The sequence below is a fragment of the Cellulomonas sp. PS-H5 genome (genome assembly GCF_019265565.1).
In the GTDB taxonomy this organism is placed as follows: domain Bacteria; phylum Actinomycetota; class Actinomycetes; order Actinomycetales; family Cellulomonadaceae; genus Cellulomonas.
The window spans coordinates 1-12,444 of record NZ_JAHVCI010000082.1 but is presented as its reverse complement, the minus strand read 5'-3'; the positions used below and the strand labels follow the sequence as shown (position 1 = coordinate 12,444).

Annotated in this window: 10 protein-coding genes; 4 read left to right on the top strand and 6 right to left on the bottom strand. The window is 76.7% G+C overall.

Annotated features, from left to right (window positions below; translation table 11 throughout):
• Positions 1-216: 216 nt before the first annotated feature.
• Complete coding sequence (locus J5O08_RS19275; RefSeq protein ID WP_218708513.1) at positions 217-753, top strand: thioesterase family protein; 537 nt, start codon at positions 217-219, stop codon at positions 751-753.
• Positions 754-1,007: 254 nt separating this feature from the next.
• On the opposite strand, the gene J5O08_RS19270 is transcribed toward J5O08_RS19275, so the two are convergent.
• Positions 1,008-2,708: an SDR family oxidoreductase gene (locus tag J5O08_RS19270; protein ID WP_374225998.1), complete on the bottom strand. Its 1,701-nt coding sequence runs from the start codon at positions 2,706-2,708 to the stop codon at positions 1,008-1,010.
• An 89-nt stretch (positions 2,709-2,797) separates the two neighbouring features.
• Between J5O08_RS19270 and J5O08_RS19265 the strand changes: the two genes are divergently transcribed.
• Positions 2,798-3,481, top strand: coding sequence for an O-methyltransferase (locus tag J5O08_RS19265; protein WP_218708511.1), 684 nt, complete (start codon positions 2,798-2,800; stop codon positions 3,479-3,481).
• 5 nt (positions 3,482-3,486) lie between these two features.
• Here the strand turns inward: J5O08_RS19265 and J5O08_RS19260 are convergent, their stop codons facing one another.
• The 3 genes from J5O08_RS19260 to J5O08_RS19250 all read right to left on the bottom strand — a co-directional run bounded on the left by J5O08_RS19260 (position 3,487) and on the right by J5O08_RS19250 (position 6,040).
• Positions 3,487-4,482, bottom strand: a complete 996-nt coding sequence (locus J5O08_RS19260) for a DNA topoisomerase IB (protein ID WP_218708509.1) — start codon at positions 4,480-4,482, stop codon at positions 3,487-3,489.
• An 88-nt stretch (positions 4,483-4,570) separates the two neighbouring features.
• Positions 4,571-5,464, bottom strand: coding sequence for an acyl-CoA thioesterase II (locus tag J5O08_RS19255; protein ID WP_218708507.1), 894 nt, complete (start codon positions 5,462-5,464; stop codon positions 4,571-4,573).
• Between the two features lie 75 nt (positions 5,465-5,539).
• The gene (locus J5O08_RS19250) at positions 5,540-6,040 is read right to left on the bottom strand and encodes a globin (protein ID WP_218708505.1); all 501 of its coding nucleotides are present in this window, start codon (positions 6,038-6,040) and stop codon (positions 5,540-5,542) included.
• On the opposite strand from J5O08_RS19250, the gene J5O08_RS19245 reads away from it, so the two are divergent.
• On the top strand, positions 6,039-6,416 hold the full coding sequence (locus tag J5O08_RS19245) for a glucose PTS transporter subunit EIIB (RefSeq protein ID WP_218708503.1): 378 nt from the start codon (positions 6,039-6,041) through the stop codon (positions 6,414-6,416). The two genes, J5O08_RS19250 and J5O08_RS19245, sit on opposite strands and share 2 nt — an antisense overlap.
• 87 nt (positions 6,417-6,503) lie before the next feature.
• Here J5O08_RS19245 and J5O08_RS19240 read toward each other — a convergent pair whose 3' ends face one another.
• Both J5O08_RS19240 and J5O08_RS19235 read right to left on the bottom strand, forming a co-directional pair.
• Positions 6,504-7,511: a mechanosensitive ion channel family protein gene (locus J5O08_RS19240; RefSeq protein ID WP_308161152.1), complete on the bottom strand. Its 1,008-nt coding sequence runs from the start codon at positions 7,509-7,511 to the stop codon at positions 6,504-6,506.
• Between the two features lie 126 nt (positions 7,512-7,637).
• Positions 7,638-9,866 (bottom strand): prolyl oligopeptidase family protein, encoded by a 2,229-nt coding sequence (locus J5O08_RS19235; protein WP_218708501.1) that lies wholly within the window; start codon positions 9,864-9,866, stop codon positions 7,638-7,640.
• Between the two features lie 142 nt (positions 9,867-10,008).
• Here J5O08_RS19235 and malQ point away from each other — a divergent pair, with 142 nt between their 5' ends.
• On the top strand, positions 10,009-12,162 hold the full coding sequence (gene malQ / locus J5O08_RS19230) for a 4-alpha-glucanotransferase (protein WP_308281731.1): 2,154 nt from the start codon (positions 10,009-10,011) through the stop codon (positions 12,160-12,162).
• The last annotated feature ends 282 nt before the right edge of the window (positions 12,163-12,444 follow it).

Here is a 12,444-nt window from a genome sequence, read left to right as displayed (position 1 = left end):
CGCGGCGCTGCGGCGGACCGCGGCCGCCGAGCCGGACGGAGCCCTGCCGGCGGACCGCGGCCGTCGAGCCGGACGGAGCCCTGCCGGCGGACCCGGCGGCGTGCCGGGACCGGGTGCGGCCGACGCCACACGCGCGCCGCACCCCCGCCCCGCGACGGGAGGGGCAGGATGCTGGGGGCGCCACCCCGCGGCGCCGCACCGAGGAACGGGGGACGCATGGCCAGGCTCCGGGTGCCGGTCCAGCTGCGCTGGTCCGACATGGACGCGTACGGGCACGTGAACAACGTCGAGCTGCTGCGGCTGCTCGAGGAGGCGCGCATCGAGGCGTTCTGGGCGCACCCCGCGCCCGCCGACCCGCTGGGTGAGGGCGCCGCGCCCGCGACCGGGCCCGCCGACCGCGAGACCTGGCCGACCGCCGTGCTCGACGCCGGGCCGGGCGCGCGCACCGCGACGCTGGTCGCCCGCCAGGAGGTCGAGTACCTGCGCCCGCTGGGCTACCGCCGCACGCCTGTCGTCGTCGACATGTGGATCGGCCACCTCGGCGGCGCGAGCATCGACGTCTGCTACGAGGTGCACGACGCGTCCCCGGACGACGCCGCCGCGGGCGCGCCCGGCCCGTACGCCCGCGCGGTCACGACGCTGGTGCTCGTCGACGCCGCGAGCGGGTCGCCCCGCCGGATCGGCGAGACCGAGCGCGCGGCCTGGCTCCCGTACGTCGAGGTTCCGCCGACCTTCCGCCGCCGCGGCCGCTGACCCCCGCGCGCGCCGATCTGCCCCTCGGCGCGCGATCGGTGCTTCCGCACGAGATCGGTGCTCCCAGCCACCGATCTCGGCGCGAACCACCGATCTCGGCGAGCCCGCGCGCCGAGATAGGACCCGCGCGCCGAGGTAGGACCGCAGACGGTCCTATCTCGGTGCCGCGGTCCTCTCTCGGCGCAGAGGCGTGCGGGCGCGGGCGGGTCAGCGCGGGCGCAGGCGGGTCAGCGCGGGCGAGCCCGCGCGGCGGGTCAGCGCGGGAGGTCGCGGCGGGAGCGCTCCGCGGTCTCCGCCGCGCGGGCGATGTTGCGCTGCATCCCGCCGAACACCACGCCGTGGAACGGGTAGACCGACCACCAGTACAGCTGCCCGAGCAGACCGTGCGGGTGGAACACGGCCCGCTGCGCGAACCGGGTGGGCGGCGTGGTCCAGCGGTCGGGCGACACGTCGGCCGGGCGGTCGTCGCCGTCGGTGGAGCCGGTCGCGGGCCGCGCGGGCTCGCCGCCCTCCGGCTCGACCCGCAGCTCCAGCCACGCCAGGCCGGGCAGCCGCATCTCGGCGCGCAGCCGCAGGAGCCGGCCGGGCTGCACCTCCTCGACCCGCCAGAAGTCCACGGCGTCGTCGACGACGAGCCGCCGCGGGTCCCGCCGGCCGCGGCGCAGGCCCGGCCCGCCGACGACCCGGTCCATCAGCCCGCGCACCCGCCAGGCGAGCGACCACGAGTACCAGCCGCGCTCGCCGCCCACCGACTCCAGCACCCGCCACAGCGCCGCGGGGGAGGCGTCGACGTCGACGCTCCGGGCGTCCTCGTAGAGCGACCCGCCGGCCCAGTCCGGGTCGGACGGCAGCGGCTCGGACGGCGCCCCGGGCACGCCTGCGGACGACCACCGCGTGGTGACGTCGGCCTCGCGGATGCGGGCGAGCGCCAGCCGCAGCGCGCGGGGGAACGAGATCAGCCCCTCCGGCGGGTCCGGGACGTACTGAGCGATGTCGTGCTCGTCGCAGACCACCTCGTGCACCAGCGACTCGACCAGCGGGCGAGCGATCCCGGACGGCACCGGCGTGACCAGCCCGACCCAGTGGCTCGACAGCCGCGGCGTGAGCACGGGCACCTTGACGATGATCCGCCGCGGCAGCCCGGCGGCCTTCGCGTACCCCTGCATCATGTCGCGGTAGGTCAGGACGTCGGGGCCCCCGATGTCGAACTCCCGGCTCACCTCCGGCGGCATCGACGCCGAGCCCACCAGGTAGCGGAGCACGTCACGGACGGCGATCGGCTGGATCCGGTTGTCCAGCCACTTCGGCACCGTCATCGCGGGCAGCCGCTCGGTGAGGTACCGCATCATCTCGAACGACGCCGACCCCGAGCCGAGGATCACGGCCGCGCGCAGCACCGTCGTCGGCACGCCCGAGGCCAGCAGGATCTCGCCGACCTCCTTGCGCGACGCGAGATGCGGGGACAGGTCCTCGGTGTCGGGGGACAGCCCGCCGAGGTAGACGATCCGGCCGACGCCCGCCTCGCGCGCGGCGGCGCCGAACACGAGCGCCGTGTGCCGGTCGCGCTGCTCGAAGCGTCGGCCCGAGCCGAGCGAGTGGATCAGGTAGTAGGCGACGTCGGTGCCCTCGAGGGCCGCGCGGATCTGCTCGGGCTCGGCGGCGTCCGCCTGGGCCACCTCGACGGCGTCGTACCAGGGGCGGCCGCGCAGCCGCTCGGGGCGCCGGGCGATCGCGCGCACCCGGTAGCCCGCGGCGAGCAGCTCGGGCACGAGGCGGCCGCCGACGTAGCCGGTCACGCCGGTCACGGCGACGAGCGGGGCGTCGGGGCGCGGGCGGCCGTCGTCGCCGACGCCGGGGACGATCCCGGTCAGGGTGCGGGCGACCGGCTCGTGGAGCAGGTCGTCGGCGGTGGGCGCGTCCGCGCCCGGGCTGGTCACGGCGGGGTCCTGGGGCACGTCCGCAGTCTCCGACGCCTCTGCGCGGCCCGCATCCGGGGGCGCGGGTGCTCCCACCCCGCAGGGGAGCGCGGGTGCATGATCGGACCATGGGCGAGCACGGGTCGGGGGAGCAGGGCTGGGCCGCGGTGGACGCGTACCTGGTCGAGGAGCTGGTGCCGGAGAGCGCCGCGCTGGTCGCGGCGCGGGACGCCGGCCGTGCGGCCGGGCTGCCGGCCATCGAGGTCGCGCCGACGGAGGGCCGGCTGCTGTGGCTGCTGTGCCGGATCGCGGGTGCCCGCAGGGTGCTGGAGTTCGGCACGCTCGCCGGGTACAGCACGCTGTGGTTCGCCGACGCGGTCGGGGCGGACGGGCACGTGACGACGCTCGAGATCGACCCCGCGCACGCCGCGGTCGCCCGGGACAACTTCGTGCGGGCGGGCGTCGCAGACCGGGTGCGGCTGGTCGAGGGGCCGGCGGGCGACTCGGCCGAGCAGCTGGTCGCGCAGGGGGAGGACGCGTTCGACCTGGTGTTCGTCGACGCCGACAAGCCCAGCAACGCGCGCTACCTCGACCTCGCGGTGCGGCTGTCCCACCCCGGCACGGTGATCGTCGTCGACAACGTGGTCCGCCGGGGCGAGGTGGCCGACGCGGCGTCCGAGGACCCGCGCGTCGTGGGGTCGCGGGAGGTGCTGCACGCGCTCGGCACGCACCCGCGGCTGGACGCGACCGCCCTGCAGACGGTGGGCGCGAAGGGCTGGGACGGCTTCGCGCTGGCGCGCGTCCGGGACTGACGCCCTCAGGACAGCAGCGCCAGCGTCTCCTTCTCCGCGACCCCCTGGGAGCGGGTGGGCCGGATCGTGCTGCCGTGCGACCACAGCTCGACGATCCGCGGGTCGATGTAGGACGCCCGGCATACCGCGGGGGTGTTGCCGAGCTCGTGGGACACCGCCTTGACCACCGTCGCCACGACCCGCCGCCGCCCCCGCTCGGACTTCGGCGCCGCGCCGGACGCCGCCAGCCCGCGCGCCGCGAGGACGGTCGCGTGCCAGGTGCGGAAGTCCTTCGGGCTGGCGTCGTCGCCCAGCCGGTGCTTCACGTCCGCGCCGACCTCGGCGCTGGTGATGTCGTGCCAGCCGTCGTCGTCGCGCCACGCCAGCAGCTCGGGCCCGCCGCCGCGCCGGCGCAGCAGCGTGCCGACGAGCTCCGCGACCTGCGCGTCCTCGACGACGACGTCCCGGATCTGCCCCGACTTGGCGGGGTAGTGGAACCGCACGGCGGTCTCGGCGCCGTCGTCGTCGGCCAGCACCTGGACGTGCTCCCGGCGCAGCGTCGCGAGGCCGTAGGAGCCGTTGCGCTGCGCGTAGCCCTCGCCGCCGGCCCGGAAGTACGCGAGGTCGAGCAGCCGGAACGCCAGGGCCAGCGCCTTCGCGCGCGGGAAGCCCGGCAGCGCGAGGTCACGCCGCACCGACCGGCGCGCGGCCGGCAGCCGCCGGGCGACGTCGAGCACGTGGTCGTGCTTGAGCCGGTCGCGGCGGCGGCGCCACTGCTCGTGGTAGAGGTACTGCCGCCGCTGCGCGTCGTCGAGCCCGGCCGCCTGGATGTGCCCGTTCGCCCACGGGCTGATCCACACGTCCTGCCACGCGGGCGGGATGGCCAGCGCGAGGATCCGGTCCAGGTGCTCGGCGTCGGTGATCCGCGTGACGCGGTCGACGTCGAGGTAGGAGAAGCCCTTCCCCGCACGTCGCCGGGTCCACCCCGGGGAGTCGATCCTGACCCGTCGCAGCCTCACCACCGGGACACTGTGCACCGGGGTGCGGGGCCCCGCCAGCGGAGCGCCTGAGCCGTCAGGGAGGCGGCGGGGGTGCCGGCCGCCGCGCCCGTCAGGCGGCCGGGACCCGGACCATGCCCTCCTGCGCGATGGTCGCCACCAGCGCGCCCGACCGGTCGAACACCCGGGTGCTGCCGAGGCCGCGACCGCCCTGCGCCGACGGGCTGTCCTGGTCGAACAGCAGCCAGTCGTCGACCCGCACGTCCCGGTGCCACCACATGGCGTGGTCGAGGCTCGCGACGGACAGGCCCGGCGTCAGCCAGGACAGGCCGGCACGGCGGAGCACCGGCTCGAGCATGATCTGGTCGCACGCGAACGCGAGCAGCGCGCGGTGCAGCAGCTGGTCGTCCGGGAGGGCGCCCTTGGCGCGCATCCACACCCGCTGCCGGCCCTCGGGCGTCGAGGCCGGGCCCAGGTAGAGCGAGCCGCCGACGTGCCGGACGTCGAACGCGCTCTCGTGCGTCCAGAACCGGGCGACCGGGTGGTCGAGGTGGCCCATGCGGTCCATCGCCGACTCGACGTCCTCGGGGGCGGGCACCTCCGGCGCGGGCTCGGTGTGCTCGACGCCCGGCTGGTCCTCCTGGAAGGACGCGATCATCGACAGGATCGGGTCGCCGTCCTGGGCGGCGTGCGTGCGCCGGGCGGAGAACGACCGGCCGTCGCGCAGCCGCTCGACGCCGAGCTCGATCGGCGTGCCGACCTCGCCCGCGCGCAGGAAGTACCCGTGCAGCGAGTGCGGGAGCCGGCCGTCGGGGACGGTGCGGCCGGCCGCGACCAGCGCCTGCGCGATGACCTGGCCGCCGAACACCCGGCCGCCGGGCTTCGGCAGGCTCGCCGCGGTGAAGGCGTCCGGGCCGGCGCCGGGGGCGACGTCGAGGACGGCCAGCAGCGCGGTGATGGGGTCGGGGGTGGAGGCGGGGGCGGTCGAGGGCGCGGCGTCGGTCACGCGGGCCAGCGTCTCACGACGGCCGGGCCCCGGACCGCGGCGCCGGTGCCGCCTGCGTGCTCGCGCGCCCCCGGCTCAGCGTCCGGCGGTGTTCACCAGCGAGTGCGCGGCCCGCTCCAGGTAGTCCCACAGCGTCGCCTCGTGCAGCGGCGCGAGCCCGAGGGTGTCGACGGCCGCCCGCATGTGCCGCAGCCACCGGTCGCGCGCGTCGGGGTCGACGGCGAACGGCATGTGCCGCATCCGCAGCCGCGGGTGCCCGCGCTCCTCGGAGTAGGCGGTCGGCCCGCCCCAGTACTGCTCGAGGAACATCGTGAGGCGGCGCTTCGCCGGGCCGAGGTCCTCCTCGGGGTACATGGGCTTCAGGACCGGGTCGGTCGCGACGCCCTCGTAGAAGGCGTCGACCAGCCGGGTGAACGTCACGTGACCGCCGACGGCCTCGTAGAACGACTCCCGGCGCCGGGCCTCGGAGCTGCCCTCGGGCGCCGGGGCGACCGGCGACGGCGCGGGCGCGGCGGCGCTCAGCGGGAGGGTGGGGCCGGCCGGGCGGGGCGCGGGGAGCGGCGGCTGCTCGGTCATGGCGACAGTCTCGCACCGCGCGCGGCGGGGTCCGGGCGTCGCACCCGGTCGCGGGCCGCGGCGCGGACTACGCTGGTGGTCAGGCGACCGCCCGCGCGGGTGGCCGCGGGGGCAGTCCGGCACGAACAGCACGACGGGGGTTCCATTGAGCAAGGCAGAGCAGATCCTGGTGGCCCTGGGCGGCGGCGGCAACGTCGTCGACCTGGAGCCCTGCATCACGCGCCTGCGCGTCGAGGTCACCGACCCGCAGCGCGTCGACGAGGACGCCCTCAAGGCGACCGGCGCGTTCGGCGTCGTGCGCTCCGGGCGCATCGTGCAGGTCATCGTCGGCCCCGAGGCCGACAACCTCGCCGCGGAGCTCGACGGCCTGCGCTGACGCAGGCCGCCCCGCGCACGACGACGGCCCCGGCCGCACGACCCCGAGCGGGTCGGTGCGGCCGGGGCCATCGCGCGTCCGGCGGGGTCAGTCCGTCGTCGGGTCGTCCGTCGCCGAGACCCGCTCGCGGTGCGCCTCCAGCGCCTCGCGCTGCCCGGCCAGCGGGATGTCCGCGGCCTCCAGCGCCTCGCGGACCGCGGTGCGCAGCGCGCGGGCGACCGCCCACTGCCGCGCCGGGGCGGTGCGCTGCACGAGCTTCACGGTCACGGCGTCGAACGACAGGTCCTCGGCGGTGGTGACGGTGGCCGAGCCCTCCATCGACGGGCCGAGCGCCGGGTCCTCGGCGAGCCGCGCCGCCGCGCCGACCAGCACGTCGCCCACCCGGTCGAGGTCGGCGAAGTAGTCGACCTTCACCTCGACCACGGCGTTCGCCCAGCCCTGGGTCTTGTTGCCGACCCGCAGCATGGACCCGTTCGGCACGTACCAGAGGGTGCCGTCGGCGTCGCGGATCTTGGTCACCCGCAGGCCGACCGACTCCACCGTGCCCTGCGCCGGGCCGACGTCGACCACGTCGCCCACGCCGTACTGGTCCTCCAGCAGCATGAACATGCCGGACAGGAAGTCCTTCACCAGGCTCTGGGCGCCGAAGCCGAGCGCCACGCCGACGATGCCGGCCGACGCGATGAAGGGGGCGATGTTCACCCCGACCTGGTCGAGCACCGACAGCACCACGATCGTGCCGATGACGATGCCCGCCGTGGACCGCAGCACCGAGCCGATCGTGCGGGCGCGCTGGGTGCGCCGGGCGTTCGCGATCGGGTTGACCTTGCGCAGCGCCGCGGCCACCTCGGTGCCGCCGAGCGGCTTGGCGATGCCGCGCTGGAGCAGGGACGTGCCGTCGGCGATGTGCTCGGTGACGGCCTTGATGAGCCGGCGGACCAGCAGCAGCGCGACCACGCCGATGACGACGATGATCGCGATGCGCAGCCCGGGGCCGAGCAGCCAGTCGACGAGCGCGTTGGCGTTGTCGGCGAGCTCGGCGCCCGGGTCGTCGCCCGCGGCGGCGAGCACGGAGGGGAGGGACGAGAAGATCACCGGTCCACGCTAGCGGGAGCGCGCCGCCGCCCGCCGCCCCGGCGCCGGGCCGCCCCCGGCCCCCGCACGCGGCCCGCACGGGACCCTCACACGGTCCCGCGCAGGGGCGGCCGGGGGCGCGCGGGGTCAGCGCCCGGCGGCCGCCAGGCCCGTGCGGTCCGCGACGAACTGCAGCTGCTCGACCGTCAGCGCGATCGTGCGGGACAGCGCCCGGCCGCCGTGGCCGACGCCCTTCTCGCGGCGCACCAGCACCGGCGCCTCGTCGAGCGGGGCGGAGGTGGCGGCCTGGAGCGCGGCCCCGAGCTTGCGGGCGTGCAGCGGGTCGACGCGGGTGTCGCCGTCGAAGATCGTGAACAGCGTCGCCGGGTAGGCGGTGCCGTCGACCACCCGGTGGTACGGCGAGTACGACAGCAGCCAGTCGAGCTCGCGCGGGGTGTCCGCGTCGCCGTACTCGTCGCTCCACGTCGTCCCGAGCCCGAACCGCTGGTAACGGACCATGTCGAGCAGCGGCGCCGAGCAGACGACGGCGGCGAACGTCTCCGGGTGCTGGGTGAGCGCGGCGCCGACCAGCAGGCCGCCGTTGGAGCCGCCCCAGCACGCCAGCCGGTCGGTGGTGGTCCAGCCGTCGTCGACGAGCAGCCGCGCGACGGCGTGGAAGTCGTCGAACACGTGCTGCTTGTGCCCGCGGCGCCCGGCGCGGTGCCACTCCTCGCCCTCCTCGCCGCCGCCGCGCAGGTTGGCGACGACGTACACGCCGCCGGCCTCGACCCACGCGAGCGTGGTCGCGGAGTAGGCGGGGTCGAGCGAGATCTGGAAGCCGCCGTAGCCGTAGAGGATCGTCGGCGCGGGGGCCAGGGGCCGGCCGTCGGCGTCCAGCGCGTCCGCCCGGGCGACGACGAACGCGCGCACCTCGGTGCCGTCGGCGCTGGTCGCGACCACCCGCTGCACCCGGACGTCCGGCAGGTCGGCCACGGCCCCCGGCGGGGCGGCCCAGAGCGACGTCGTGCCGGACTCCGCGTCGTACCGGTGCACCTCGGTGACCGTCGTGTGGTCGGTGTACGAGAACCACACGTCGGCGCCGCCGTCGGGCCGGGTCACGAGGCCGCCGGTCGAGCCCAGCCCGGGGAGCGGCACCGTGCCCGCGGCGCCCGGGAGCCGCTCGCCGGTCGCCGGGTCGTGCACCGTGATCTCGCTGACCGCGTGCCGGCGCCACGCCGCGACCAGCCGCCGCGGGGTCGTGTCGTCGCCGCCGCCGTCGGTGAACGCGACGTCCTCGAGGACCGCCTCGGGGTCCTCGGCGAGCAGCGTCGTCCAGTGCGGCACGCCCGGGTCCTCGGGGTCGCCGACGGCCAGCCGGCCGCGGTCCGCGTCGAGCGTGGTGTGCACGTACAGCCGCCCGTCCCGGCCGACCCAGGCGGCGATCTCGGCGTCGTAGCCGACGGCGACCTCCCGGAACTCGGGCACCGCGCCCGGCTCGGTCGCGTGCAGGTCGGCGATCCACACGTCGGTGCGCGGCGCGGTGCCGGCCGAGGCGGACACGATCAGCCACCGGCCGTCGCGGGACACCGAGACGCCGTAGTAGTTGGTCATGTCCAGGCCGTCGCCGAACACCTCGACGTCCTGCGCCGCGTCGGTGCCGACCACGTGCCGCCACACCCGGCGGTGGTACTGCTTCTCGCCCTCGGGGAGCAGCTCGGGCGCGAGGCGGCGCACGTAGAAGAACGAGCCGCCGCCCGGCTCCCACGCGACGGGGGAGTACCGGGCGCGGTCGACCGGCCCGTCCACGAGCTCGCCCGTCGCGACGTCGAGCACGTGCAGCACGCTCTCCTCGGTGCCGCCGTGCGACACCTGGTAGGCGAGCAGGTCGCCCTCCTTGCTCGGCTGCCACGCGTCGAGCGTCGTCGTGCCCGCCGGGTCGAGCGCGACCGGGTCGACGAGGACCCGCTCGCGCTCGCCGCCGGGGGCGTCCGGGTCCGGCTCGGCCACGACGACCACGCCGTGCTCCTGGTCGCCGGTGCGGCGGGAGAAGAACCGGCGGTCGCCGCGCCAGGCGGGGGTGCCCACGAAGCCGGCGCCGAGCAGCGCGCGCAGCCGGTCGGTCAGCGGCCCGGTCGCGAGCGGGCCCTCGGCCAGGTCGCCCGCCGTGACCCGCGCGCGGTACGCGGCGTACAGGTCGTCCTGGGCGGTCGACCACGCCTCGGTCGCGGCGTCGTCGGCGTCCTCCAGCCAGCGGTACGGGTCGGCGACGGCGCGGCCGTGCAGGTCCTCGACGAGGTCGAGCCGGCGGGCGGCGGGGTAGCCGGTGGTGGGCGTGGCGGCGGCGTCGGCCGCGGCGGCGGCGTGCTCGGCGGTCATGCGCGCCACCCTACGGCCCGGGGCGCCGGGCCCCCGGTGCGCGCTCCGGGCGAGGGCCGCGACCGCCCCGCGACCGCCCCGCACCCGCACCCACCAGCGCGGCTGCCCGGCGTGAGTGCCGCTGCTCTGGCAGGATCGGCGTGTGGCCGAGCACACAGCCCCCGAGTCCCTGCTGGACCTGGCGCGGGCGCACGGCGTCGCCACGGAGTTCCAGGAGTTCAACGGCGGGATGCGCGACGTCGCCCCCGCCACCCTGGTCGCCGTGCTGGGCGCACTGGGCGTCGACGCCTCGACGCCCGAGCGCGTCGAGGTCGCGCTGCGGCACGCCGAGGACGTCCCCTGGCGCCGGGTGCTGCCGCCGGTCGTCGTCGTCCGGCAGTCCGACGACGTCCAGGTCCCGGTGCACGTGACGCACGGCGACCCCGTCCGCGCCTGGGTCGAGATCGACGGCGCCGAGGGCCGCGGCCGCCGCGCCGCCGGGGCCGTCACCGAGCGGGTCGAGCTCGAGCAGGCCGACGTCGTGGTCGAGCCGCGCACCGTCGACGGCCGCGAGGTCGGGCGCGCGACGTTCGTCGTGCCCGCGGGCCTGCCGCTCGGCTGGCACCTCCTGCGCACGTCCGGCCCGTCGGGCGAGGCGGCGAGCCCGCTGGCCGTGACGCCCGACCGCCTGGAGCTGCCCACGGCGCTGGACGAGAAGCGCGCGTGGGGCCTCATGGTCCAGCTGTACTCGGTGCGCTCGCGGGCGTCCTGGGGCGCGGGCGACCTGCGCGACCTGGCCGACCTGGCGTGGCTGTCGGGGCACGAGGCGGGCGCGCAGTTCTTGCTCATCAACCCGCTGCACGCCGCCGAGCCGGTGCCGCCGCTCACGCCGTCGCCCTACCTGCCGACCACGCGCCGGTTCGTGAACCCCCTGTACCTGCGCGTGGAGGACGTGCCCGAGACGGCCTACCTGTCGTCGGCCGACCGCGCGCTCGTCGAGTGGTCCGCCGAGCAGGCGCTCGCGCTCGACACCGACGACGGGCCGATCGACCGGGACGTCGTGTGGGCCGCCAAGAAGGCCGCGCTGGAGGTCGTGTTCGCCGCGCCGCGGTCGGCCGCCCGGCAGTCGGCGTTCGACGACTTCCGGCGGCGCGAGGGCCGCGGGCTCGAGGACTTCGCCCTGTGGTGCGCGCTCGCCGAGCAGCACGGCGCCCCGCCGTGGCCCGCCGACCTCCGCGACCCCGCCGCACCCGGCGCCCTCCGCGCGCGCACCGAGCTCGCGGACCGGGTGCGGTTCTACTGCTGGCTGCAGTGGCTGTGCGACGAGCAGCTCGCGACCGCGCAGCGCACCGCCCACGAGGCCGGCATGTCGATCGGGGTCATGCACGACCTGGCGGTCGGGGTGCACCCCGACGGCTCGGACGCCTGGGCGCTCGGCTCGGTGCTGGCCCGCGGCGCGTCGGTCGGCGCCCCGCCGGACATGTACAACCAGCAGGGGCAGGACTGGTCGCAGCCGCCGTGGCACCCCGCCGAGCTGGAGCGGGTCGCCTACCGGCCGTACCGGGACATGCTGCGCACCGTGCTCCGGCACGCGGGCGCCGTCCGGATCGACCACATCATCGGGCTGTTCCGGCTCTGGTGGATCCCGCAGGGCAACAGCCCCGCGGAGGCGACCTACGTCCGGTACGACCACGACGCGATGATCGGCATCCTCGCGCTGGAGGCGCACCGGGCGGGCGCGGTCGTCATCGGCGAGGACCTCGGCAACGTCGAGCCCTGGGTCCGCGACTACCTGCTGGACCGCGGCGTGCTCGGCACCTCGATCCTGTGGTTCGAGAAGGACGCCGAGGGCCGGCCGCTGCCGCCCGAGGACTACCGCCGGCTCGCGCTGTCCTCGGTGACCACCCACGACCTGCCGCCCACGGCGGGCTACCTCGCCGAGGAGCACGTCGCGCTCCGCGAGCGGCTCGGCCTGCTGACCGAACCGGTCGAGCAGGTGCGGCGGGCGGCGCGGGCCGAGCGCGAGGCGATGCTGACGGTGCTGCGCGAGCGCGGGCTGCTGGGCGACGACCCCTCCGAGCGCGAGGTCGTCGAGGCCCTGCACCGGTACGTGCTCCGGACGCCGAGCGTGCTCGTCGGGGTGTCGCTGGCCGACGCCGTGGGGGAGCGACGCGCGCAGAACCAGCCCGGGACCGACCAGGAGTACCCGAACTGGCGGGTGCCGCTGGCCGACGGCGCCGGGCGGCTGGTGCTGCTGGACGACCTGTTCACCAACGCGCGGCTGCGGTCGCTCGCGGCGGTGCTGGCGGAGGGCTGAGGCCGAGCGGGTGCGGCGGGCCGCGGGACGACCGGTCGCGCCCGGGTGGCGCGGGGCCCCTCGCTAGGCTGCCCCGATGACCACCTGGCCCCCGCGGCGCGTGCGCGTCGTCGGCAACTCCGGCGCCGGCAAGACGACGTTCGCCCGCGCGCTCGTGTGACTTTCGGCGCTAAATGGCGGGGTTCTGCCGCCGCAGCGTGGCGGGACAGTCAGGTGGCGCCGGGAGTGATGGGTCGCAGGACATCCTCGACCTCGTCGTGTCCCTTCCCGGGCCCGATCTCG